The organism is Pseudomonas sp. 21LCFQ010, assembly GCF_024129905.1.
Classification (GTDB): domain Bacteria; phylum Pseudomonadota; class Gammaproteobacteria; order Pseudomonadales; family Pseudomonadaceae; genus Aquipseudomonas.
The window spans coordinates 12,019-36,260 of record NZ_JAMYDZ010000039.1 but is presented as its reverse complement, the minus strand read 5'-3'; the positions used below and the strand labels follow the sequence as shown (position 1 = coordinate 36,260).

The window sequence follows — 24,242 nt, the reverse complement described above, 5'->3', positions numbered from 1 at the left end:
AGGCCGTCCCCCAATTCAGGAAATTGAGTCATGTCCATCTCTCAAGAAGATATCCTTAACGCCGTTGCCGAGATGTCCGTTCTGCAAGTCGTAGAACTGATCAAAGCCTTCGAAGAGAAGTTCGGTGTTACTGCTGCTGCCGCTTCGGCTGGCCCAGCTGCCGGTGGCGCTGCTGCCGTTGTTGAAGAGCAAACCGAGTTCAACGTTATCCTGGCCGAAGCTGGCGAGAAGAAAGTTAACGTGATCAAGGCTGTTCGTGAGCTGACCGGTCTGGGCCTGAAAGAAGCTAAAGCTGCCGTTGACGGCGCTCCAGCTACCGTTCTGGAAGGCGTTGACAAGGCGTCGGCTGAGAAAGCCAAGGCTGCTCTGGAAGAAGCAGGCGCTAAAGTCGAGCTGAAATAAGCATCGACCTTGAGCGTCCAGCCCAAGCGTCAAGCAGAAGGCTGATGGCTGGTGGCTTATGCCACCGGCCTTTTTCCGTTATAGACGTGTGGCCAGGCCAACGCTCTACAACGTGCAATACCACCGAGACGGTGGCGCAAACCAAGAGGGTTTGCACGATTTTCTGGCTGCTTCCGTCGAAGGAGCCAAACAGGCAGGTGACCAAGCTGGGGAACGCTGATGGCTTACTCATACACTGAGAAAAAACGTATCCGCAAGGACTTTAGCAAGTTGCCGGACGTAATGGATGTGCCGTATCTCCTGGCCATCCAGCTGGATTCGTATCGTGAATTCCTGCAGGCGGGAGCGACCAAAGATCAGTTCCGCGACGTCGGTCTGCATGCAGCCTTCAAATCCGTTTTCCCGATCATCAGCTACTCCGGCAATGCTGCCCTGGAGTATGTAGGTTATCGCTTGGGCGAACCGGCATTTGATGTCAAGGAGTGCGTGCTGCGTGGCGTGACTTACGCAGTACCTCTGCGGGTCAAGGTTCGTCTGATCATTTTCGACAAAGAATCGTCGAACAAAGCGATCAAGGACATCAAAGAGCAAGAAGTCTACATGGGTGAAATCCCCCTGATGACTGAAAACGGTACCTTCGTTATCAACGGTACCGAGCGCGTCATCGTGTCCCAGCTGCACCGTTCGCCTGGTGTGTTCTTCGACCACGACCGTGGCAAGACTCACAGCTCCGGCAAGCTGCTGTACTCCGCTCGCATCATTCCATACCGCGGTTCCTGGCTGGACTTCGAGTTCGACCCGAAAGACTGCGTATTCGTGCGTATCGACCGTCGCCGCAAACTGCCGGCGTCCGTACTGCTGCGCGCGCTGGGCTACACCACCGAACAGGTGCTGGATGCCTTCTACACCACCAACGTTTTCCATATCCGCGATCAGAGCCTGAACCTGGAGCTGGTACCGCAACGTCTGCGTGGTGAAATCGCCGTTCTTGATATCAAGGACGACAGCGGCAAGGTTATTGTCGAGCAGGGTCGCCGTATCACTGCCCGTCACATCAACCAGCTGGAAAAAGCCGGTATCAAAGAGCTGGAAGTGCCTCTGGAATATCTCCTGGGTCGCACTACCGCCAAGGTTATCGTGCATCCGGCGACTGGCGAGATCATCGCCGAGTGCAACACCGAACTGACCACCGACCTGCTGGCCAAGATCGCCAAGGGTCAGGTCGTGCGCATCGAAACGTTGTACACCAACGACATCGACTGCGGTCCGTTCGTCTCCGACACGCTGAAGATCGACTCCACCAGCAACCAGTTGGAAGCTCTGGTCGAGATCTACCGCATGATGCGTCCTGGCGAGCCGCCAACCAAGGATGCCGCCGAGACCCTGTTCAACAACCTGTTCTTCAGTGCTGAGCGCTACGACTTGTCGGCAGTGGGTCGCATGAAGTTCAACCGTCGTATCGGTCGTACCGAGATCGAAGGTTCGGGCGTGCTGTGCAAGGAAGATATCGTCGAGGTTCTCAAGACCCTGGTCGATATCCGTAACGGCAAAGGTATCGTCGATGACATCGACCACCTGGGTAACCGTCGCGTTCGTTGCGTTGGTGAAATGGCCGAGAACCAGTTCCGTGTTGGCCTGGTGCGCGTTGAGCGTGCGGTCAAGGAACGTCTGTCGATGGCAGAAAGCGAAGGCTTGATGCCGCAGGACCTGATCAACGCCAAGCCGGTCGCGGCGGCGGTGAAAGAGTTCTTCGGTTCCAGCCAGCTGTCGCAGTTCATGGACCAGAACAACCCGCTGTCCGAGATCACCCACAAGCGCCGTGTTTCCGCACTCGGCCCTGGCGGTCTGACTCGTGAGCGTGCAGGCTTCGAAGTTCGTGACGTACACCCGACTCACTACGGCCGTGTGTGCCCGATCGAGACGCCTGAAGGTCCGAACATCGGGCTGATCAACTCTCTGGCGGCCTATGCCCGTACCAACCAGTACGGCTTCCTGGAAAGCCCGTACCGTGTAGTGAAAGACGGCGTTGTCAGCAACGACATCGTGTTCCTGTCGGCAATCGAAGAAGCTGACCACGTCATCGCCCAGGCTTCGGCCGCGATGAACGACAAGCAGGAACTGATCGACGAGCTGGTAGCCGTTCGTCACCTGAACGAATTCACCGTCAAGGCGCCTGCCGACGTAACCCTGATGGACGTATCGCCCAAGCAGGTAGTCTCGGTTGCAGCCTCGCTGATTCCGTTCCTCGAGCACGACGACGCCAACCGTGCGTTGATGGGCTCGAACATGCAGCGTCAAGCGGTCCCAACTCTGCGTGCCGACAAGCCGCTGGTTGGTACCGGTATGGAGCGTAACGTGGCTCGCGACTCCGGCGTTTGCGTCGTGGCTCGTCGTGGCGGCGTGATCGACTCCGTGGATGCCAGCCGTATCGTGGTCCGGGTTGCCGACGATGAAGTCGAAACCGGCGAAGCGGGTGTGGATATCTACAACCTGACCAAGTACACCCGTTCCAACCAGAACACCTGCATCAACCAGCGTCCGCTGGTGAGCCGTGGTGATGTGGTCAGTCGTGGTGACATCATGGCCGACGGTCCGTCCACCGACATGGGTGAACTGGCGCTCGGTCAAAACATGCGCATCGCGTTCATGGCATGGAACGGCTTCAACTTCGAAGACTCCATCTGCCTGTCCGAGCGTGTGGTTCAGGAAGACCGCTTCACCACGATCCACATCCAGGAACTGACCTGTGTGGCGCGTGATACCAAGCTGGGCCCAGAGGAAATCACTGCAGACATCCCGAACGTGGGTGAAGCTGCACTGAACAAACTGGACGAAGCCGGTATCGTTTACGTCGGCGCCGAAGTGGCTGCTGGCGACATCCTGGTGGGCAAGGTCACGCCGAAGGGCGAAACCCAGCTGACCCCGGAAGAGAAGCTGCTGCGTGCAATCTTCGGTGAGAAGGCCAGCGACGTCAAAGACACCTCCCTGCGCGTGCCAACCGGCACCAAGGGTACTGTCATCGACGTACAGGTCTTCACTCGTGATGGCGTCGAGCGCGACTCCCGTGCCCTGTCGATCGAGAAGTCCCAGCTGGACGAGATCCGCAAGGACCTCAACGAAGAGTTCCGCATCGTTGAAGGTGCAACCTTCGAACGTCTGCGTTCGGCTCTGGTTGGCAAGACCGTGGAAGGCGGCGCTGGCCTGAAGAAAGGCCAGGAGATCACCGACGAGATCCTCAACGGTCTTGAGCACGGCCAGTGGTTCAAGCTGCGCATGACCGAAGATGCTCTGAACGAGCAGCTCGAAAAAGCTCAGGCTTACATCGTTGATCGTCGTCGTCTGCTGGACGACAAGTTCGAAGACAAGAAGCGCAAGCTGCAGCAAGGCGATGACCTGGCTCCAGGCGTACTGAAGATCGTCAAGGTTTACCTGGCTATCCGCCGTCGCATCCAGCCGGGTGACAAGATGGCCGGTCGTCACGGTAACAAGGGTGTTGTCTCGGTGATCATGCCGGTCGAAGACATGCCGCACGACGCCAACGGTACTCCGGTCGATATCGTCCTGAACCCGTTGGGTGTACCTTCGCGTATGAACGTCGGTCAGATCCTTGAAACCCACCTGGGCCTCGCAGCCAAGGGTCTGGGCGAGAAGATCAACCGTATGCTCGAAGAGCAGCGCAAAGTCATCGAGCTGCGCAAGTTCCTGGCCGAGATCTACAACGAGATCGGTGGCCGTCAGGAAAACCTGGACAGCTTCTCTGACCAGGAAATCCTCGACCTGGCGAAGAACCTGCGCAACGGCGTGCCTATGGCGACTCCGGTGTTTGACGGGGCCAAAGAGCGTGAGATCAAGGCGATGCTGCGTCTGGCAGATATGCCTGACAGCGGCCAGATGCAGCTGTTCGACGGCCGTACCGGCAACAAGTTCGAGCGCGCTGTAACCGTTGGCTACATGTACATGCTGAAACTGAACCACCTGGTGGACGACAAGATGCACGCGCGTTCCACGGGTTCCTACAGCCTGGTTACCCAGCAGCCGCTGGGTGGTAAGGCGCAGTTCGGTGGTCAGCGTTTCGGGGAGATGGAAGTCTGGGCGCTGGAAGCATACGGCGCCGCTTACACTCTGCAAGAAATGCTCACAGTGAAGTCGGACGACGTGAACGGTCGGACCAAGATGTACAAGAACATCGTGGACGGCGATCACCGTATGGAGCCGGGCATGCCCGAGTCCTTCAACGTGTTGATCAAAGAGATCCGTTCTCTCGGTATCGATATCGATCTGGAAACCGAATAACACGTGACGTGAATGGGAGCAGGGCGCTACTGCCTGCTCCTTGCTCCGCCAGGAGGAAAGGCCTTGAAAGACCTACTGAATCTGTTGAAAAACCAGGGTCAAGTCGAAGAGTTCGACGCCATCCGTATCGGTTTGGCATCGCCTGAGATGATCCGTTCGTGGTCGTTCGGTGAAGTTAAAAAGCCGGAGACCATCAACTACCGTACGTTCAAACCTGAGCGTGACGGCCTGTTCTGCGCCAAGATCTTTGGCCCGGTCAAGGACTACGAGTGCCTGTGCGGCAAGTACAAGCGCCTCAAGCATCGCGGTGTGATCTGTGAGAAGTGCGGCGTTGAAGTCGCGCTGGCCAAAGTCCGTCGTGAGCGTATGGCTCACATCGAACTGGCCTCGCCGGTTGCCCACATCTGGTTCCTGAAGTCGCTGCCGTCCCGTATCGGCCTGCTGATGGACATGACCCTGCGTGATATCGAGCGTGTTCTCTACTTCGAGAGCTATGTCGTTATCGACCCAGGCATGACCACCCTGGAAAAGGGTCAGTTGCTGAACGACGAGCAGTACTTCGAAGCCCTCGAAGAGTTCGGTGACGACTTCGATGCCCGCATGGGTGCCGAGGCTGTCCGCGAACTGCTGCACGCGATTGATCTGGAGCACGAGATTGGCCGTCTGCGCGAAGAAATTCCGCAAACCAACTCCGAAACCAAGATCAAGAAGCTGTCCAAGCGTCTGAAGTTGATGGAAGCCTTCCAGGGCTCCGGCAACCTGCCTGAGTGGATGGTGTTGACCGTTCTGCCGGTTCTGCCGCCAGACCTGCGTCCGCTGGTTCCGCTGGACGGTGGCCGTTTCGCGACGTCCGATCTTAACGATCTGTATCGTCGTGTGATCAACCGTAACAACCGTCTGAAGCGTCTGCTGGACCTGTCGGCTCCTGACATCATCGTGCGCAACGAAAAGCGCATGCTGCAGGAAGCGGTCGATGCCCTGCTCGACAACGGTCGTCGCGGTCGTGCAATCACCGGTTCCAACAAGCGTCCTCTGAAATCCCTGGCTGACATGATCAAGGGTAAGCAGGGTCGTTTCCGTCAGAACCTGCTCGGTAAGCGTGTTGACTACTCCGGTCGTTCGGTAATTACCGTAGGTCCGACCCTGCGTCTGCACCAGTGCGGTCTGCCGAAAAAGATGGCACTGGAGCTGTTCAAGCCGTTCATCTTCGGCAAGCTGGAAATGCGTGGCCTGGCCACGACCATCAAAGCTGCCAAGAAGATGGTCGAGCGCGAGCTGCCAGAGGTGTGGGACGTTCTCGCCGAAGTGATTCGCGAACACCCCGTGCTGCTCAACCGTGCACCTACGCTTCACCGTCTGGGTATCCAGGCATTTGAACCAGTACTGATCGAAGGTAAGGCTATTCAGCTGCACCCGCTGGTCTGTGCTGCGTACAACGCCGACTTCGACGGCGACCAGATGGCCGTTCACGTACCGCTGACCCTGGAAGCCCAGCTCGAAGCCCGTGCGTTGATGATGTCGACCAACAACATCCTGTCGCCAGCCAGCGGTGAGCCAATCATCGTTCCGTCGCAGGACGTGGTACTGGGTCTGTACTACATGACCCGTGAAGCGATCAACGCCAAAGGCGAAGGCCGCGTGTTCGCTGACCTGCAGGAAGTCGACCGCGTATTCCGCGCCGGCGAGGCTGCCCTGCACGCCAAGATCAAGGTTCGTATCAACGAAACCGTTAACGATCGTGACGGCAACAGCGTGAAGAACACCCGTATTGTCGACACCACTGTCGGCCGTGCGTTGCTGTTCCAGGTGGTTCCGGCCGGCCTGTCGTATGACGTGGTCAACCAGCCGATGAAGAAGAAGGCGATCTCCAAGCTGATCAACCAGTGCTACCGCGTGGTTGGTCTGAAGGACACCGTCATTTTCGCTGACCAGCTGATGTACACCGGTTTCGCCTACTCGACGATCTCCGGCGTATCGATTGGTGTGAACGACTTCGTCATTCCGGATGAGAAGGCGCGCATCATCGATGCCGCTACCGCCGAAGTGAAAGAGATCGAAAGCCAGTATGCTTCCGGCCTGGTAACCCAGGGCGAGAAGTACAACAAGGTGATCGACCTCTGGTCCAAGGCCAACGACGAAGTATCCAAGGCGATGATGTCCAACCTCTCGAAAGAGAAGGTTGTCGACCGCACGGGTGCTGAAGTCGATCAGGAATCGTTCAACTCGATGTACATGATGGCTGACTCCGGTGCACGGGGTTCCGCTGCCCAGATCCGTCAGCTGGCCGGTATGCGTGGTCTGATGGCCAAGCCGGACGGCTCGATCATCGAGACGCCAATCACTGCGAACTTCCGTGAAGGTCTGAGCGTACTCCAGTACTTCATCTCGACTCACGGTGCTCGTAAAGGTCTGGCGGATACCGCACTGAAGACTGCGAACTCCGGTTACCTGACTCGCCGTCTGGTAGACGTTGCACAAGACCTGGTTGTGACCGAGGTCGATTGTGGCACCGAGCACGGCCTGCTGATGACTCCGCACATTGAAGGCGGTGACGTTGTAGAGCCGTTGGGTGAGCGTGTACTGGGTCGTGTAATCGCCCGTGACGTGTTCAAGCCAGGCACCGAGGACGTCATCGTTCCGGCCGGCACTCTGGTTGACGAGAAGTGGGTTGAATTCATCGAGCTGAACAGCATCGACGAAGTCATCGTGCGTTCGCCGATCAGCTGCGAAACCCGTTTCGGTATCTGCTCGAGCTGCTACGGTCGCGACCTGGCTCGCGGTCATCAGGTCAATATCGGTGAAGCGGTCGGCGTTATCGCTGCCCAGTCCATCGGTGAGCCGGGTACCCAGCTGACCATGCGTACGTTCCACATCGGTGGTGCGGCAAGCCGTACTTCCGCTGCCGACAGCGTACAGGTCAAGAACGGCGGTACCGTTCGTCTGCACAACCTGAAGCACGTAGAGCGTGTCGACGGTCACCTGGTCGCGGTATCGCGTTCCGGTGAGCTGGCAATCGCCGACGAATTCGGTCGTGAGCGTGAGCGCTACAAGCTGCCTTACGGTGCTGTGATTTCGGTGAAGGAAGGCGACAAGGTCGACGCTGGCTCGATCGTGGCCAAGTGGGATCCGCACACTCACCCGATCGTTACCGAGATGAAAGGTACCGTGACCTACGTGGGCATGGAAGAAGGTATTACCATCAAGCGTCAGACAGACGAATTGACCGGTATGACCAACATCGAAGTCCTCGACGTCAAAGACCGTCCGGCTGCCGGCAAGGACATCCGTCCTGCGGTGAAGATGGTCGGCCTCGATGGCAAGGACCTGATGCTGCCTGGTACCGACGTACCGGCCCAGTACTTCCTGCCGGCCAACGCTCTGGTCAACGTCGCTGACGGTGCTCAGATCGCAATCGGTGACGTTATCGCGCGTATTCCGCAAGAAACGTCCAAGACCCGTGACATCACCGGTGGTCTGCCGCGCGTTGCCGACCTGTTCGAGGCTCGTCGTCCTAAAGAGGCGTCGATCCTGGCAGAAGTCAGCGGTACCATCGCCTTCGGTAAAGAGACCAAGGGCAAGCGTCGTCTGGTCATCACGCCGAACGATGGCAGCGAGCCGTACGAAGAGCTGATTCCGAAGTGGCGCCACCTGAACGTCTTCGAAGGCGAACAGGTCAACCGCGGCGAAGTTATCTCCGACGGTCCGAGCGATCCGCACGACATCCTGCGTCTGCTGGGTGTGAGCGCGCTGGCCAAGTACATCGTTAACGAGATCCAGGACGTTTACCGTCTGCAAGGCGTTAAGATCAACGACAAGCACATCGAGACCATCCTGCGTCAGATGCTGCGCAAGGTTGAAGTGGCTGAATCGGGCGACTCCAGCTTCATCAAGGGCGATCAGGTCGAACTGACCCAGGTCCTGATGGAAAACGAGCGTCTGGCCAGCGACGACAAGTTCATTGCCAAGTACACCCGCGTACTGCTGGGTATCACCAAGGCATCGCTGTCGACCGAGTCGTTCATCTCCGCGGCCTCCTTCCAGGAGACTACCCGCGTGCTGACCGAAGCAGCAGTAACCGGCAAGCGCGATTACCTGCGCGGCCTGAAAGAAAACGTCGTCGTGGGTCGTCTGATCCCGGCAGGTACAGGTCTGGCTTACCACAGCGAGCGTAAGCGTCGCCGTGATATCGACAAGCCGCAGCGCGTCAGCGCCAGCGAAGTCGAGGCCGCTCTGACCGAGGCGTTGAACTCCAGCGGTAACTAAGGGTTATGCCCCGGCGTTTTTCAGGTCTTGCGGCAACATTCAGTTGTCGCAAGACGGTGGAAGAGGTCGGGGCATTGCCTTGACTGGGGGCGAGATCCTCTTTAGACTCTTGTACCCCTAAATTTGACAGGGCCTATCGCCCTGTCATTTGCTTTCTTGCAGGCAATAGCGTCTGCAAGTCAACAGTGGAGCTAGTAGATGGCAACTATCAACCAGCTGGTACGTCAGCCGCGCAAGCGTATCGTCGAGAAATCCGACGTTCCTGCGCTGCAGAACTGCCCGCAACGTCGTGGCGTGTGCACCCGCGTGTACACCACTACGCCGAAAAAACCTAACTCGGCACTGCGTAAAGTATGCCGTGTGCGTCTGACCAACGGTTTCGAGGTTTCCTCGTACATCGGTGGTGAAGGCCACAACCTGCAAGAGCACAGCGTGGTACTGATCCGCGGCGGTCGTGTAAAAGACTTGCCAGGTGTTCGTTACCACACCGTTCGCGGCTCTCTGGATACTTCCGGCGTCAAAGGTCGTAACCAAGGTCGTTCGAAATACGGTACCAAGAAGCCTAAAAAAGCCTAAGTGGCTTTGGTTTCTGACTGATTTTGCACTTTTCTATTTTTTTGAGTCGATAAGAGTAAGGTCGGGCAAGCTCCTCTGGAGTGCTGTCCCGGGCTAACCTGAAGACCGTTTGAGGGCTTATCCATGCCAAGAAGACGCGTAGCAGCAAAACGCGAGATCCTTGACGATCCGAAATACGGAAGCCAGATCCTGGCGAAGTTCATGAACCACGTAATGGAAAGCGGCAAGAAAGCCGTTGCCGAGCGTATCGTTTATGGCGCGCTGGACAAGGTTAAAGAACGCAAGAACAGCGATCCCCTGGAAATCTTCGAGAAAGCTCTCGACGCCATCGCTCCGCTGGTCGAAGTGAAGTCGCGCCGTGTAGGCGGTGCTACTTACCAGGTTCCTGTCGAAGTTCGTCCGTCCCGCCGTAACGCGCTGGCAATGCGCTGGCTGGTAGACTTCGCCCGCAAGCGCGGCGAGAAGTCCATGGCGCTGCGCCTGGCCGGCGAGCTGCTGGACGCTGCCGAAGGCAAAGGTGCTGCTGTCAAGAAGCGTGAAGACGTTCACCGTATGGCCGAAGCCAACAAGGCTTTCTCGCACTACCGCTTCTAATTTCGGCTTCAATCTTTTTGCGAGGGCTTTATGGCTCGTACTACTGCAATCAACCGCTACCGTAACATTGGTATCTGTGCTCACGTTGACGCGGGCAAGACCACCACTACCGAGCGGATCCTGTACTACACCGGTCTGAGCCACAAGATCGGTGAAGTGCATGACGGCGCTGCGACCACTGACTGGATGGTGCAAGAGCAGGAGCGGGGTATCACCATTACCTCCGCTGCCATCACCACCTTCTGGAAGGGTTCCCGCGGTCAGTACGACAACTATCGCGTAAACGTTATCGATACCCCTGGCCACGTTGACTTCACCATTGAAGTAGAGCGTTCGCTGCGTGTACTCGACGGCGCGGTCGTTGTGTTCTGCGGCACCTCCGGTGTCGAGCCTCAGTCTGAAACCGTATGGCGTCAGGCGAACAAGTACAACGTTCCACGTATCGTCTACGTGAACAAGATGGACCGTGCTGGTGCAAACTTCCTGCGCGTAGTAGGTCAGATCAAGAACCGTCTGGGTCACACCCCGGTTCCGATCCAGATCGCTATCGGTGCTGAAGAAGAGTTCGCCGGTCAGGTCGATCTGATCAAGATGAAGGCGATCTACTGGAACGAAGACGACAAAGGCACCACTTATCGTGAGGAAGAAATTCCTGCCGATCTGCTGGCGCTGGCCGAAGAGTGGCGCTCCAACATGGTTGAAGCGGCTGCCGAGTCCAGCGAAGAGCTGATGAACAAGTACCTTGAAGAAGGTGAGCTGACTGTAGAAGAGATCAAGGCTGGTCTGCGTGCGCGCACCCTGGCTGGTGAAATCGTTCCTGCGGTCTGCGGCTCGTCCTTCAAGAACAAGGGTGTTCCTCTGGTTCTCGACGCCGTTATCGACTTCCTGCCGGCTCCGACCGAAATCGCTGCGATCCAGGGTATCCACCCTGATCACGTCGAAGACGAAAACGCTCCGAAAATCGAGCGTCACGCCAGCGACGACGAGCCGTTCTCGGCTCTGGCGTTCAAGATTGCCACCGACCCGTTCGTTGGTACTCTGACTTTCGTGCGCGTCTACTCGGGCTTCCTGAGCTCGGGCGACTCCGTGATCAACTCGGTCAAGGGCAAGAAAGAGCGTGTGGGTCGTATGGTGCAAATGCACGCGAACCAGCGCGAAGAAATCAAAGAAGTACGTGCCGGCGACATCGCTGCGCTGATCGGCATGAAGGACGTCACCACTGGTGATACCCTTTGCGACGCCGACAAGCAGGTGATCCTGGAGCGTATGGACTTCCCTGAGCCTGTAATTTCGGTGGCTGTTGAGCCGAAAACCAAGCAGGACCAGGAAAAAATGGGTATCGCACTGGGCAAGCTGGCTCAGGAAGACCCATCGTTCCGCGTTCGTACCGACGAAGAGACTGGTCAGACCATTATCTCCGGTATGGGTGAGCTGCACCTGGACATCCTCGTTGACCGCATGAAGCGCGAGTTCAACGTCGAAGCCAACATCGGTAAGCCGCAGGTTTCCTACCGTGAAACCATCACCAAGGACAACGTCGAGATCGAAGGTAAATTCGTTCGTCAGTCCGGTGGTCGCGGTCAGTTCGGTCATTGCTGGGTTCGTTTCTCGACTCCGGACGTGGACGACAAGGGCAACATTACCGAAGGTCTGGTCTTCGCCAACGAAGTTGTAGGTGGTGTGGTTCCTAAGGAATACATCCCGGCGATCCAGAAGGGCATCGAAGAGCAGATGAAGAACGGCGTTGTTGCCGGCTATCCGCTGATCGGCCTGAAGGCTACCGTATTTGATGGTTCCTACCATGACGTCGACTCCAACGAGATGGCGTTCAAGATCGCTGCTTCGATGGCGACCAAGCAACTGGCCCAAAAGGGTGGCGGTAAGGTGCTTGAGCCGATCATGAAGGTCGAGGTAGTGACCCCTGAGGACTACATGGGTGACGTGATGGGTGACCTGAACCGTCGTCGTGGTCTGATCCAGGGTATGGAAGACTCGGTCTCCGGCAAGGTTATCCGTGCTGAAGTACCGCTAGGAGAAATGTTCGGTTATGCGACCGACGTTCGTTCCATGTCTCAGGGTCGCGCGAGCTACTCCATGGAATTCTCCAAATACGCTGAAGCTCCGTCGAACATCGTCGAAGCGCTCGTTAAAAAACAAGGTTGATCTAACCCCCTTTAGGCTAGGAGTTCACTGTCGTGGCTAAAGAAAAATTTGAACGTAACAAACCGCACGTCAACGTTGGCACCATCGGTCACGTTGACCACGGTAAAACCACTCTGACCGCTGCTCTGACTCGCGTTTGCTCCGAGGTTTTCGGTTCGGCTAAAGTCGACTTCGACAAAATCGACAGCGCGCCAGAAGAAAAGGCTCGTGGTATCACCATCAACACTGCTCACGTAGAGTACGACTCTTCTGTTCGTCACTACGCGCACGTTGACTGCCCAGGTCACGCCGACTACGTCAAAAACATGATCACTGGTGCTGCCCAGATGGACGGCGCGATCCTGGTTTGCTCGGCTGCCGATGGCCCGATGCCACAAACTCGTGAGCACATCCTGCTGTCCCGTCAGGTTGGCGTTCCGTACATCGTTGTCTTCCTGAACAAGGCTGACATGGTTGACGACGCTGAGCTGCTGGAACTGGTCGAGATGGAAGTTCGCGACCTGCTGAGCACCTACGACTTCCCAGGTGATGACACTCCAATCATCATCGGTTCGGCTCTGATGGCTCTGAACGGCCAAGACGACAACGAAATGGGTACTTCGGCTGTCAAGAAGCTGGTTGAGACTCTGGACAGCTACATCCCAGAGCCTGAGCGTGCTATCGACAAGACCTTCCTGATGCCAATCGAAGACGTGTTCTCGATCTCCGGTCGTGGCACCGTGGTAACTGGTCGTGTTGAGCGTGGTATCGTTCGCATCCAGGAAGAAGTTGAAATCGTTGGTCTGCGTGACACCACCAAGACCACTTGCACCGGCGTTGAAATGTTCCGCAAGCTGCTGGACGAAGGCCGTGCTGGTGAGAACTGCGGCGTTCTGCTGCGTGGCACCAAGCGTGACGACGTTGAGCGTGGTCAGGTTCTGGCCAAGCCAGGCACCATCAAGCCTCACACCAAGTTCGTAGCTGAAGTCTACGTTCTGAGCAAGGAAGAGGGTGGTCGTCACACTCCTTTCTTCAAAGGCTACCGTCCTCAGTTCTACTTCCGTACTACTGACGTAACCGGTAACTGCGAACTGCCAGAAGGCGTTGAGATGGTGATGCCAGGTGACAACATCCAGATGGAAGTCACCCTGATCAAGCCAATCGCAATGGAAGACGGTCTGCGTTTCGCCATTCGTGAAGGCGGCCGTACCGTTGGTGCTGGCGTCGTTGCAAAAATCATCGCCTAATAAGCGATAGGTTGAAGAAGCCCCCGCCTAGCGGGGGCTTTTTTATTGGGTTGACACTATTCTGAAGCGTCTATAGAATTGCGCCTCCTTTAAACGGGCGTATTGCGCTCGTCGGGATAGCAATCGGAGTCTGGAATCCAATGCAAAATCAGCAAATCCGTATCAGGTTGAAGGCTTTTGACCATCGCCTGATCGACCAATCTACCCAGGAAATCGTGGAAACCGCGAAACGTACTGGGGCACAGGTGCGTGGTCCTATTCCACTGCCTACCCGTAAGGAGCGGTTCACCGTTCTGGTTTCTCCGCACGTCAACAAAGACGCGCGCGACCAGTACGAAATCCGCACTCATAAGCGCGTCCTGGACATCGTCCAGCCAACGGATAAAACCGTTGACGCTCTGATGAAGCTTGATCTTGCGGCTGGCGTGGAAGTGCAGATCAGCCTCGGCTAAGACTTGGGTCTTGGTCGTGTAACGCTCTGAAATGGGCGGCCATAGCGGGTGAAAGCCCCGTACACTCATGAGGTTTACAACATGACTATTGGTGTAGTCGGTCGTAAGTGCGGTATGACCCGCATTTTTACCGAAGAAGGTGTCTCTATTCCGGTTACGGTCATTGAGATCGAGCCGAATCGCGTCACTCAGTTCAAAACTGAAGAAACTGATGGCTACCGTGCAGTGCAAGTCACTGTTGGTGAGCGTCGTGCTTCGCGCGTGACTGCTGCTCAGGCAGGTCACTTCGCCAAGGCGAACGTTGCCGCAGGTCGTACCGTTCTTGAATTCCGTCTTGAAGAAGGCGAGTACAAGGCTGGTGATCTGATCAACGCCGAAATCTTCGCTGCTGGTCAACTGGTCGACGTGACCGGTCAGTCCAAAGGTAAGGGTTTCGCGGGTACTATCAAGCGCTGGAATTTCCGCGGTCAAGATAACACCCACGGTAACTCCGTCTCCCACCGCGTCCCGGGCTCTATCGGCCAGTGCCAGACTCCTGGTCGTGTATTCAAGGGCAAGAAAATGTCCGGTCATATGGGCGCTGAGCGCGTGACCGTGCAATCCCTTGAAGTAGTGCGCGTGGACGCTGAACGCAATCTGTTGTTGGTCAAGGGCGCTGTTCCTGGCGCTACTGGCGGCAACCTGGTTGTACGTCCGGCAGCCAAGGCTCGCGGTTAAGGGGAAGCTGACATGCAATTAAATGTAAATGACGCTCAAGCCATCGAAGTTTCCGAACTGACATTTGGCGGCGAGTTCAACGAGACCCTGGTGCACCAGGCAGTCGTCGCCTACATGGCTGGCGGTCGTCAGGGCAGCAAGCAGCAAAAAACCCGTTCCGACGTCTCTGGTGGCGGTAAGCGCCCATGGCGTCAGAAAGGTACTGGCCGTGCTCGTGCCGGTACTATCCGTAGCCCACTGTGGCGCGGCGGCGGTACCACTTTTGCTGCTCGTCCTCAGGATCACTCCCAGAAGCTCAACAAGAAGATGTACCGCGCAGCTCTGCGCTCCATCCTCGCTGAGCTGGTTCGTACCGACCGTCTGGTCGTGGTTCAGGACTTCGCTGTCGAAGCGCCGAAAACCAAGGACCTGCTGGGTAAACTGAACGGTCTGGGTCTGACCGACGTGCTGATCGTTTCCGACGCCGTTGACCAGAATCTGTACCTGGCTGCTCGCAACCTGCCACACGTCGACGTACGTGACGTGCAAGGTTCCGATCCGGTCAGTCTGATCGCATACGACAAGGTTCTGATTACCGTGTCGGCCGTGAAGAAATTCGAGGAGCTGCTGGGATGAACCAGGAACGCGTATTTAAAGTTCTGCTTGGCCCGCATGTTTCCGAGAAGGCCACAGTTCTGGCTGACAAGAAAGGTCAGTTCGTTTTCAAGGTTGCTACTGATGCAACCAAGCTGGAAATCAAGAAGGCCGTTGAAGTTCTGTTCGGCGTGAAAGTAGAGCGCGTGACTACCCTGAACGTTCTGGGTAAAAGCAAGCGCACTGCTCGCGGTCTGGGCAAACGCAATGACTGGAAGAAGGCAGTTATCTCCCTTCAGCCAGGCCAAGATCTCGATTTCAGCAGCAGTGCTGAGTAAGGAAGGGGTGCATCATGGCAATCGTTAAATGCAAACCGACTTCCCCTGGCCGCCGTTTCGTGGTCAAGGTGGTCAACCAGGGGCTGCACAAAGGCGCTCCTCACGCACCGCTGCTCGAGAAAAAATCGAAGTCTGGTGGTCGTAACAACAATGGTCGCATTACCACTCGTCACATCGGTGGTGGCCACAAGCAGCATTACCGTCTGGTCGACTTCCGTCGCAACGACAAGGATGGCATCGCTGCCATCGTTGAGCGTATCGAATACGACCCGAACCGTACTGCTCACATCGCCCTGCTGCGTTATGCAGATGGCGAGCGTCGCTACATCATCGCCCCTAAAGGCGTGAGTGCAGGCGACCAGCTGATCTCCGGTGCCCTGGCCCCAATCAAGGCCGGTAACACCCTGCAGCTGCGCAACATCCCGGTTGGTAGCACCATTCACGCTATCGAACTGAAGCCTGGCAAAGGTGCCCAGATCGCTCGTTCCGCTGGTGCTTCGGCTCAGCTGGTCGCTCGTGACGGCGTCTACGTGACCCTGCGTCTGCGCTCCGGCGAAATGCGCAAGGTTCTGGCCGAGTGCCGTGCGACCCTGGGTGAAGTCTCGAACTCCGAGCACAGCCTGCGTTCGCTGGGTAAAGCTGGTGCCAAGCGCTGGCGTGGCGTTCGCCCAACCGTTCGTGGTGTTGCCATGAACCCGGTTGACCACCCACATGGTGGTGGTGAAGGTCGTACCTCCGGTGGTCGTCATCCGGTATCGCCATGGGGCTTCCCAACCAAGGGTGCTAAAACCCGTGGTAATAAGCGTACCGACAAAATGATCGTCCGTCGTCGCAAGTAAATAGAGGGATACGACAGTGCCACGTTCTCTGAAAAAAGGTCCTTTTATTGATCTTCACCTACTGAAGAAGATCGAAGTGGCGGCGGAAAAGAACGATCGCAAACCAGTTAAGACCTGGTCTCGTCGTTCGATGATCCTGCCACAAATGGTCGGTCTGACCATCGCAGTACACAACGGCCGTCAGCACGTACCGGTTCTGGTAAGTGAAGATATGGTTGGCCATAAACTGGGCGAGTTTGCCGGTACCCGTACTTATCGCGGGCACGTGGCTGACAAGAAAGCCAAGCGTTAAGGGGTAAGGAACGATGGAAGTAGCCGCTAAGTTGTCGGGCGCTCGAATCTCCGCCCAGAAAGCCCGCTTGGTCGCCGACCAGATCCGCGGGAAGAAGGTGGGCGAAGCGCTCAACCTGTTGGCTTTCAGCAGTAAGAAAGCCGCTGAGATCCTGAAAAAATTGCTGGAGTCGGCCGTAGCCAACGCCGAGCATAACGAAGGCGCAGACGTTGATGACCTGAAGGTCTCGACTGTTTTCGTCAACGAAGGGCGTTCGCTGAAGCGCATCATGCCACGTGCCAAAGGCCGTGCTGATCGCATCGTCAAGCGGTCTTGCCATATCACTGTCAAGGTTGCTGACAAGTAACGGAGTCGAAGAGATGGGTCAGAAAGTACATCCCATTGGCATTCGCCTGGGAATCGTCAAGGAGCACACCTCCGTCTGGTACGCAGACGGTCGCACTTATGCAGACTACCTGCTGGCAGATCTGCAAGTGCGTGAGTACCTCCAGGACAAACTAAAAAGCGCGTCCGTTAGCCGTATCGATATTCATCGTCCGGCTCAGACAGCACGCATCACCATCCACACCGCTCGTCCCGGCATCGTGATCGGCAAGAAGGGTGAGGATGTTGAGAAACTGCGTCAGGACCTGACCAAGCAAATGGGTGTGCCTGTGCACATCAATATCGAAGAGATCCGCAAGCCGGAGCTCGACGGTATGCTGGTTGCCCAGAGCGTTGCTCAGCAGCTGGAGCGTCGTGTCATGTTCCGTCGCGCCATGAAGCGCGCCGTACAGAACGCTATCCGCATTGGTGCCAAAGGTATCAAGATTCAGGTTAGCGGTCGTCTCGGCGGTGCTGAAATCGCACGTACTGAATGGTATCGCGAAGGTCGTGTGCCTCTGCACACCCTGCGTGCCGACATCGACTATGCCACTTACGAAGCGCACACCACTTACGGTGTGATCGGTGTAAAGGTTTGGATCTTCAAAGGCGAAGTAATTGGTGGTCGCCAGGAAGAGCTGAAGCCGCAAGCACCAGCGCCTCGTAAAAAAGCTGCCAAGTAAGGGGTACGCCAAATGTTGCAACCAAAGCGTACGAAGTTCCGCAAGCAAATGACCGGCCACAACCGTGGTCTGGCTCTGCGCGGTAGCAAAGTCAGCTTCGGCGAGTTCGCGCTGAAAGCTGTAGCCCGCGGTCGTCTCACCGCCCGTCAGATCGAGTCGGCACGTCGTGCCCTGACCCGTCACGTAAAACGTGGCGGCAAGATCTGGATCCGTGTGTTCCCGGACAAGCCGGTTACCAAGAAGCCTCTCGAAGTGCGGATGGGTAAAGGTAAGGGTTCGGTTGAATACTGGGTTGCCCAGATCCAGCCAGGCAAAGTCCTGTACGAGATCGAGGGTGTTTCTGAAGAGTTGGCGCGTGAGGCTTTTGCCCTGGCTGCTGCGAAGCTGCCACTTGCCACCTCCTTTGTTAAGCGGACGGTGATGTGATGAAAGCGAATGAACTTCGTGAAAAATCAGCACAGCAACTGAACGAGCAACTGCTCGGCTTGCTGCGCGACCAGTTCAATCTGCGCATGCAGAAAGCAACTGGCCAGTTGGGGCAGTCGCACCTGCTCTCGCAAGTTAAGCGTGACATCGCTCGCGTGAAAACTGTGCTCAACCAGCAGGCAGGTAAGTGATCATGGCTGAAGCTGAAAAAACCGTCCGCACGCTGACTGGCCGTGTCGTCAGCGACAAGATGGACAAGACCATCACCGTATTGATCGAGCGTCGCGTAAAGCACCCGATCTACGGTAAATACGTTAAGCGTTCGACTAAGCTGCACGCGCATGACGAAACCAATCAGTGCCATATCGGCGACAAAGTCACTATTCGTGAAACTCGTCCGGTAGCCAAGACCAAGTCCTGGGCACTGGTTGAAATCGTCGAACGCGCTGTGGAAGTCTAAGGACTAGGGGTCGGAGAAATTATATGATTCAGACTCAATCCATGCTCGATGTGGCCGATAACAGCGGCGCTCGCCGCGTTATGTGCATCAAGGTGCTGGGTGGCTCCCATCGTCGTTACGCTGGTATCGGTGACATCATCAAAGTTACCGTCAAGGAAGCCATTCCTCGCGGTAAAGTGAAGAAAGGCCAGGTGATGACTGCTGTTGTAGTCCGCACCCGTCACGGCGTTCGCCGTGCAGACGGTTCGATCATTCGCTTCGATGGTAACGCTGCTGTTCTGTTGAACAACAAGCAAGAGCCGATCGGCACCCGTATCTTCGGGCCAGTGACTCGTGAACTTCGCGGTGAGAAGTTCATGAAGATCGTCTCGCTCGCCCCTGAAGTGCTGTAAGGAGATCCGACATGCAAAAGATTCGTCGTGACGACGAGATCATCGTGATCGCCGGCAAAGACAAAGGTAAGCGCGGTAAGGTGCTGAAGGTCCTCGCTGACAACCGTCTGGTTGTTGGTGGTGTGAACCTGGTGAAGCGTCATACCAAGCCGAACCCGATGTCGGGCGTTCAGGGCGGTATCGTCGAGAAAGAAGCGCCTCTGCACGCTTCCAACGTCGCCATTTTCAACGGCGAAACCAACAAGGCTGACCGCGTTGGTTTCAAAGTAGAAGACGGCAAAAAAATTCGTGTCTTCAAGTCGACCCAAAAAGCGGTTGATGCTTGAACACTGCTAGGTAGAAGACCATGGCACGACTGAAAGAGATTTACCGGAAGGATATCGCTCCCAAGCTTAAGGAAGAACTTAAGCTGGCGAACGTGATGGAAGTTCCGCGCGTTACCAAAATCACCCTGAACATGGGTCTGGGCGAAGCGGTCGGTGACAAGAAAGTCATCGAGCACGCTGTTGCTGACCTGGAAAAGATCACCGGTCAAAAGGCCGTTGTGACTTTCGCTCGCAAGTCGATTGCGGGTTTCAAGGTTCGTGAAGGTTGGCCGATTGGCGTGAAGGTTACTCTGCGCCGTGATCGTATGTACGAATTCCTGGATCGTCTGCTGTCGATCTCCCTGCCTCGGGTTCGCGACTTCCGCGGCCTGAATGCCAAGTCCTTCGATGGTCGTGGCAACTACAGCATGGGCGTGAAAGAGCAGATCATTTTCCCGGAAATCGATTACGACAAGATCGATGCTCTGCGCGGTCTGGACATCACCCTGACCACCACTGCCAAGAACGACGACGAAGGCCGCGCCCTGCTGCGTGCTTTCAAGTTCCCGTTCCGTAACTGATTGGAGTCCGGATAATGGCCAAGACGAGCATGAAAAACCGTGAGCTGAAGCGTCAGCTCACCGTTGCCAAGTACGCCAAGAAGCGTGCCGAGCTGAAAGCTATCATCGTTGATCTGAACGCAAGTCCAGAAGCGCGTTGGGAAGCTACCGTAGCTCTGCAGAAGCAACCACGTGACGCCAGCGCTTCGCGCCTGCGTAACCGTTGCCGCCTGACTGGTCGTCCGCACGGCGTTTACCGCAAGTTCGGCCTCGGCCGTAACAAGCTGCGTGAAGCTGCCATGCGTGGTGACGTACCAGGTCTGGTGAAAGCCAGCTGGTAACACGTATCTCGACAACGGCGCCCGGTGGTTCTACCGCTGGTCGCTGGATGTTGCGAGACTGAATCAAGCCCCTTATGGGGCTTGATTCATTTCTGGGGGAAGACTAGAATTGCCGGCTCGCCTGAGCCCGTGTTTTTCTTTGCCCGGTTGTCTCGGCGAAATGTAGTAGCCGGAAGGCTAATTTTATCTGTATCAGGAGCGTCTAGCCCATGAGTATGCAGGACCCGTTAGCGGACATGCTAACTCGTATCCGTAATGCCCAGATGGCTGAAAAGCCCGTTGTGAGCATGCCATCTTCCAAGTTGAAGGTAGCTGTAGCCAAAGTTCTCAAAGACGAAGGTTACATTGCGGGTTATCAGGTCAGCAGTGAAGTCAAACCTTCGCTGTCCATTGAGCTGAAATATTTCGAAGGCCGTCCGGTCATCGAAGAAGTCAAACGCGTCAGCCGTCCAGGCCTGCGTCAGTACAAGTCCTCCGACGATCTGCCAAAAGTACGTGGCGGCCTCGGTGTGTCTATCGTCTCCACCAACAAAGGTGTGATGACTGATCGTGCTGCGCGCGCTGCCGGTGTCGGCGGCGAAGTGCTTTGCACTGTGTTCTAAGGGGGGATAACTATGTCACGCGTAGCGAAGAACCCCGTTAAGCTGCCATCGGGCGTCGAGATCAAACTCGCCGGCCAGCTGCTTTCCATCAAGGGCGCCAAAGGCACCCTCGAACTGAATGTCCACTCGTCCGTTGAAGTCGTTGAAGAAGCCGGTGAGCTGCGTTTTGCTGCTCGCAATGGCGATCAACAGACTCGCGCAATGGCCGGTACCACTCGCGCACTGGTCAACAACATGGTCCAGGGCGTTAGCCAAGGCTTCGAGCGCAAGCTCCAGCTGGTAGGTGTTGGTTACAAGGCTCAGGTAAAAGGCTCCGTCCTGAACCTGGCGCTTGGCTTCTCGCACCCAGTGGATTACGAACTGCCGAATGGCATCACCGCTGAGACTCCTAGCCAGACCGATATCCTGATTCGTGGTATCGACAAGCAGCTGGTTGGTCAGGTGGCCGCTGAGATCCGCGACTTCCGCCGTCCTGAGCCTTACAAAGGCAAAGGTGTGCGTTACGCAGACGAAGTCGTCCGTCGTAAAGAAGCCAAGAAGAAGTAGGGCATAGCAAATGACCGTCAAAAAAGTTACCCGACTGCGTCGCGCTCGCAAAGCACGCCTGAAAATGCACGAACTCGAAGTCGTTCGTCTCTGCGTGCACCGCTCTTCGCAGCACATCTATGCCCAGGTCATTTCGGCCGACGGCAGCAAAGTCCTGGCAAGCGCTTCGACTTTGGACAAAGAACTGCGTGATGGTGCCACTGGCAACATCGACGCGGCCACTAAGGTTGGCAAGCTGGTTGCTGAGCGCGCTAAAGCCGCTGGCGTATCGCAAGTTGCCTTCGACCGTTCTGGCTTCAAGTACCACGGCCGTGTCAAGGCGCTGGCTGATGCTGCTCGTGAAGGCGGGCTGGAGTTCTAAGTTATGGCAAATAACGATCAAAAACGCGACGAAGGCTACATCGAGAAGCTGGTTCAGGTTAACCGCGTTGCCAAGACCGTCAAAGGCGGTCGTATCTTCACCTTCACCGCGTTGACCGTGGTAGGTGATGGCAAGGGCCGTGTAGGCTTTGGCCGTGGCAAGTCCCGCGAAGTGCCTGCCGCCATCCAGAAAGCGATGGAAGCTGCTCGTCGCAACATGATTCAGGTTGACCTGAACGGCACCACTCTGCAGTACGCTACCAAGTCTGCTCATGGCGCCTCCAAGGTTTACATGCAGCCTGCTTCGGAAGGTACCGGTATCATCGCCGGTGGCGCGATGCGTGCTGTTCTGGAAGTTGCTGGTGTTCAGAACGTCCTGGCCAAGTGCTATGGCTCGACTAACCCTGTAAACGTGGTTCACGCCACTTTCAAGGGTCTGAAGGCTATGCAGTCTCCTGATTCCATCGCTGCCAAACGTGGCAAGCGCGTTGAGGAGATCATCTGATCATGGCTACCGTAAAAGTAACGCTGATCAAGAGCGTCGCTGGCCGTCTGCCTAACCACAAACTGTGCGTTAAGGGTCTGGGTCTGCGTCGCATCGGTCACACCGTAGAAGTCCAGGATACTCCCGAGAATCGCGGGATGATCAACAAGGCTTACTACCTGCTGCGCGTCGAGGGTTAATCGATGAAACTCAATGATCTGAGTCCAGCTCCGGGTTCCCGTCCCGTGAAGCATCGTCCAGGCCGTGGTATCGGTAGTGGCCTGGGCAAGACCGGTGGCCGTGGTCACAAAGGTCAGACTTCCCGTTCCGGTGGCACCATTGCCCCTGGTTTCGAGGGTGGTCAACAGCCTCTGCATCGCCGTCTGCCCAAGTTCGGTTTCGTTTCCCTGAAAGCCATGGACCGCGCAGAAGTGCGTCTGTCCGAGCTGGCCAAAGTGGAAGGCGACGTCGTAACTGTACAGACCCTGAAAGATGCCAACGTGATCAACCAGAACGTTCAGCGTGTGAAAATCATGCTGTCGGGCGAAGTTACTCGCGCTGTCACTATCAAGGGAATCGCCGTCACCAAAGGTGCACGTGCGGCTATCGAAGCAGCTGGCGGCAAGTTCGAGGAATAAATGGCTAAGCAAGGTGCTCTCTCAGCGCTCAGCAAAGGCGGACTGTCCGAGCTCTGGGCTCGACTGCGTTTTCTGTTCCTGGCGATTATCGTCTATCGGATCGGTGCGCATATCCCAGTGCCTGGTATCAATCCGGACCGGCTGGCGGAACTGTTTCGACAGAATGAGGGGACCATTCTTAGCTTGTTCAACATGTTCTCCGGTGGCGCACTGGAGCGGATGAGCATCTTTGCATTGGGGATCATGCCGTACATTTCGGCATCGATCATCATGCAGCTGATGACCGCCGTCAGTCCGCAGCTGGAGCAGTTGAAGAAGGAAGGTGAAGCTGGCCGTCGCAAGATCAGCCAGTACACCCGCTATCTCACCGTCATCCTGGCTCTGGTTCAAGCTGTCGGCATGTCCGTCGGCCTGGCCGGTCAGGGTGTGGCGTTCGCTGCAGACTTCGGCTTCCACTTCGTGGCCGTTACCACCTTCGTGGCTGGTGCGATGTTCATGATGTGGCTGGGTGAGCAGATTACCGAGCGTGGTGTTGGTAACGGTATCTCGATGTTGATCTTCGCAGGTATCGTTGCTGGTCTTCCGAGGGCAATCGGGCAGTCTTTCGAGTCTGCACGTCAGGGCGATATCAACATTTTCGCGCTGGTTGCCATCGGTTTGCTGGCGGTAGCGATCATCGGTTTCGTGGTGTTCATTGAGCGTGGCCAGCGTCGTATTGCTGTGCACTACGCCAAGCGTCAGCAGGGCCGCAAGGTCTTCGCTGCACAGACCAGCCACTTGCCGCTGAAAGTGAACATGGCTGGTGTGATCCCGGCCATTTTTGCAAGCAGCATTCTGCTGTTCCCGGCTTCGCTGGGTTCCTGGTTCGGTCAGTCTGAAGGTTTGGGCTGGTTGCAGGACCTCTCGCAGTCGATCGCTCCTGGTCAGCCGTTGAACATTCTGCTGTTTAGTGCAGGGATCATTTTCTTCTGCTTCTTCTATACGGCGTTGATGTTCAATCCGAAAGACGTAGCGGAAAACCTGAAAAAGTCCGGTGCCTTTATTCCGGGCATTCGTCCAGGCGAGCAGTCGGCGCGCTACATTGATGGCGTTTTGACCCGTTTGACCCTGTTCGGTGCTCTTTATATGACGGCCGTTTGCTTGCTTCCCCAGTTCCTGGTGGTGGCTGCCAACGTTCCGTTCTACCTTGGCGGGACCTCGTTGCTGATCGTGGTCGTGGTTGTGATGGACTTCATGTCGCAAGTACAATCGCACCTCGTTTCGCACCAGTATGAATCCCTGATGAAGAAAGCCAACCTGAAGGGCTACGGCGGCAGCGGCATGCTGCGCTGAGAGACCCATAAGGTTCGAGGAG

29 protein-coding genes are annotated in these 24,242 nt (G+C 56.5%); all 29 read left to right on the top strand.

Features of this window, described 5'->3' with window-relative positions:
• The first annotated feature begins 30 nt into the window (after positions 1-30).
• Positions 31-402, top strand: a complete 372-nt coding sequence (rplL, locus tag NJC38_RS27440; RefSeq protein ID WP_045484166.1) for a 50S ribosomal protein L7/L12 — start codon at positions 31-33, stop codon at positions 400-402.
• Positions 403-621: 219 nt separating this feature from the next.
• Positions 622-4,695, top strand: a complete 4,074-nt coding sequence (gene rpoB, locus NJC38_RS27435) for a DNA-directed RNA polymerase subunit beta (RefSeq protein WP_253117959.1) — start codon at positions 622-624, stop codon at positions 4,693-4,695.
• A gap of 63 nt (positions 4,696-4,758) precedes the next feature.
• Entirely contained in the window at positions 4,759-8,958 is a 4,200-nt protein-coding gene (gene rpoC, locus NJC38_RS27430; RefSeq protein WP_253117958.1) for a DNA-directed RNA polymerase subunit beta', read from the top strand.
• A gap of 198 nt (positions 8,959-9,156) precedes the next feature.
• Positions 9,157-9,534: a 30S ribosomal protein S12 gene (gene rpsL, locus NJC38_RS27425; protein ID WP_045484153.1), complete on the top strand. Its 378-nt coding sequence runs from the start codon at positions 9,157-9,159 to the stop codon at positions 9,532-9,534.
• Between the two features lie 123 nt (positions 9,535-9,657).
• Positions 9,658-10,128, top strand: coding sequence for a 30S ribosomal protein S7 (gene rpsG, locus NJC38_RS27420; RefSeq protein ID WP_003186074.1), 471 nt, complete (start codon positions 9,658-9,660; stop codon positions 10,126-10,128).
• A gap of 30 nt (positions 10,129-10,158) precedes the next feature.
• On the top strand, positions 10,159-12,291 hold the full coding sequence (fusA, locus tag NJC38_RS27415) for an elongation factor G (protein ID WP_253117957.1): 2,133 nt from the start codon (positions 10,159-10,161) through the stop codon (positions 12,289-12,291).
• A gap of 32 nt (positions 12,292-12,323) precedes the next feature.
• On the top strand, positions 12,324-13,517 hold the full coding sequence (gene tuf, locus NJC38_RS27410) for an elongation factor Tu (RefSeq protein ID WP_045484144.1): 1,194 nt from the start codon (positions 12,324-12,326) through the stop codon (positions 13,515-13,517).
• A gap of 140 nt (positions 13,518-13,657) precedes the next feature.
• On the top strand, positions 13,658-13,969 hold the full coding sequence (rpsJ, locus tag NJC38_RS27405; protein ID WP_003186070.1) for a 30S ribosomal protein S10: 312 nt from the start codon (positions 13,658-13,660) through the stop codon (positions 13,967-13,969).
• An 81-nt stretch (positions 13,970-14,050) separates the two neighbouring features.
• Positions 14,051-14,686: a 50S ribosomal protein L3 gene (rplC, locus tag NJC38_RS27400; RefSeq protein WP_045484141.1), complete on the top strand. Its 636-nt coding sequence runs from the start codon at positions 14,051-14,053 to the stop codon at positions 14,684-14,686.
• Positions 14,687-14,698: 12 nt separating this feature from the next.
• Positions 14,699-15,301 (top strand): 50S ribosomal protein L4, encoded by a 603-nt coding sequence (rplD, locus tag NJC38_RS27395; protein WP_045484138.1) that lies wholly within the window; start codon positions 14,699-14,701, stop codon positions 15,299-15,301.
• Entirely contained in the window at positions 15,298-15,597 is a 300-nt protein-coding gene (gene rplW, locus NJC38_RS27390; RefSeq protein ID WP_045484135.1) for a 50S ribosomal protein L23, read from the top strand. The genes rplD and rplW overlap by 4 nt, the downstream gene beginning before the upstream one ends.
• A gap of 14 nt (positions 15,598-15,611) precedes the next feature.
• Positions 15,612-16,436: a 50S ribosomal protein L2 gene (rplB, locus tag NJC38_RS27385; protein ID WP_045484132.1), complete on the top strand. Its 825-nt coding sequence runs from the start codon at positions 15,612-15,614 to the stop codon at positions 16,434-16,436.
• Between the two features lie 16 nt (positions 16,437-16,452).
• A complete protein-coding gene (rpsS, locus tag NJC38_RS27380; RefSeq protein ID WP_004883670.1) occupies positions 16,453-16,728 on the top strand; it encodes a 30S ribosomal protein S19 in 276 nt (91 codons plus the stop codon).
• 13 nt (positions 16,729-16,741) lie between these two features.
• Complete coding sequence (gene rplV, locus NJC38_RS27375) at positions 16,742-17,074, top strand: 50S ribosomal protein L22 (RefSeq protein ID WP_045484127.1); 333 nt, start codon at positions 16,742-16,744, stop codon at positions 17,072-17,074.
• A 13-nt stretch (positions 17,075-17,087) separates the two neighbouring features.
• The gene (gene rpsC / locus NJC38_RS27370; protein ID WP_045484124.1) at positions 17,088-17,774 is read left to right on the top strand and encodes a 30S ribosomal protein S3; all 687 of its coding nucleotides are present in this window, start codon (positions 17,088-17,090) and stop codon (positions 17,772-17,774) included.
• Between the two features lie 12 nt (positions 17,775-17,786).
• A complete protein-coding gene (gene rplP / locus NJC38_RS27365) occupies positions 17,787-18,200 on the top strand; it encodes a 50S ribosomal protein L16 (protein ID WP_009397508.1) in 414 nt (137 codons plus the stop codon).
• A complete protein-coding gene (gene rpmC, locus NJC38_RS27360; protein WP_002555481.1) occupies positions 18,200-18,391 on the top strand; it encodes a 50S ribosomal protein L29 in 192 nt (63 codons plus the stop codon). The genes rplP and rpmC overlap by 1 nt, the downstream gene beginning before the upstream one ends.
• A gap of 2 nt (positions 18,392-18,393) precedes the next feature.
• Positions 18,394-18,660, top strand: a complete 267-nt coding sequence (rpsQ, locus tag NJC38_RS27355; protein WP_045484121.1) for a 30S ribosomal protein S17 — start codon at positions 18,394-18,396, stop codon at positions 18,658-18,660.
• A gap of 23 nt (positions 18,661-18,683) precedes the next feature.
• Positions 18,684-19,052, top strand: a complete 369-nt coding sequence (rplN, locus tag NJC38_RS27350) for a 50S ribosomal protein L14 (RefSeq protein WP_045484118.1) — start codon at positions 18,684-18,686, stop codon at positions 19,050-19,052.
• A gap of 11 nt (positions 19,053-19,063) precedes the next feature.
• Complete coding sequence (gene rplX, locus NJC38_RS27345) at positions 19,064-19,378, top strand: 50S ribosomal protein L24 (RefSeq protein ID WP_045484115.1); 315 nt, start codon at positions 19,064-19,066, stop codon at positions 19,376-19,378.
• A gap of 20 nt (positions 19,379-19,398) precedes the next feature.
• Positions 19,399-19,938, top strand: a complete 540-nt coding sequence (gene rplE / locus NJC38_RS27340) for a 50S ribosomal protein L5 (protein ID WP_045484112.1) — start codon at positions 19,399-19,401, stop codon at positions 19,936-19,938.
• A 14-nt stretch (positions 19,939-19,952) separates the two neighbouring features.
• A complete protein-coding gene (gene rpsN, locus NJC38_RS27335; protein WP_045484107.1) occupies positions 19,953-20,258 on the top strand; it encodes a 30S ribosomal protein S14 in 306 nt (101 codons plus the stop codon).
• A gap of 209 nt (positions 20,259-20,467) precedes the next feature.
• Positions 20,468-20,860 carry a 30S ribosomal protein S8 gene (gene rpsH / locus NJC38_RS27330; RefSeq protein ID WP_045484105.1) on the top strand — a complete coding sequence of 131 codons (393 nt, stop codon included), beginning with the start codon at positions 20,468-20,470 and terminating at the stop codon, positions 20,858-20,860.
• Positions 20,861-20,872: 12 nt separating this feature from the next.
• Positions 20,873-21,406 (top strand): 50S ribosomal protein L6, encoded by a 534-nt coding sequence (gene rplF / locus NJC38_RS27325; RefSeq protein WP_045484102.1) that lies wholly within the window; start codon positions 20,873-20,875, stop codon positions 21,404-21,406.
• Positions 21,407-21,416: 10 nt separating this feature from the next.
• Complete coding sequence (gene rplR, locus NJC38_RS27320; RefSeq protein WP_002555473.1) at positions 21,417-21,767, top strand: 50S ribosomal protein L18; 351 nt, start codon at positions 21,417-21,419, stop codon at positions 21,765-21,767.
• A 3-nt stretch (positions 21,768-21,770) separates the two neighbouring features.
• Positions 21,771-22,271 (top strand): 30S ribosomal protein S5, encoded by a 501-nt coding sequence (rpsE, locus tag NJC38_RS27315; protein WP_045484099.1) that lies wholly within the window; start codon positions 21,771-21,773, stop codon positions 22,269-22,271.
• 2 nt (positions 22,272-22,273) lie between these two features.
• The gene (gene rpmD, locus NJC38_RS27310) at positions 22,274-22,450 is read left to right on the top strand and encodes a 50S ribosomal protein L30 (protein WP_045484089.1); all 177 of its coding nucleotides are present in this window, start codon (positions 22,274-22,276) and stop codon (positions 22,448-22,450) included.
• Positions 22,451-22,453: 3 nt separating this feature from the next.
• Positions 22,454-22,888, top strand: a complete 435-nt coding sequence (rplO, locus tag NJC38_RS27305) for a 50S ribosomal protein L15 (protein ID WP_045484086.1) — start codon at positions 22,454-22,456, stop codon at positions 22,886-22,888.
• Positions 22,889-24,220 carry a preprotein translocase subunit SecY gene (gene secY / locus NJC38_RS27300; protein WP_045484083.1) on the top strand — a complete coding sequence of 444 codons (1,332 nt, stop codon included), beginning with the start codon at positions 22,889-22,891 and terminating at the stop codon, positions 24,218-24,220.
• Positions 24,221-24,242 lie beyond the last annotated feature (22 nt).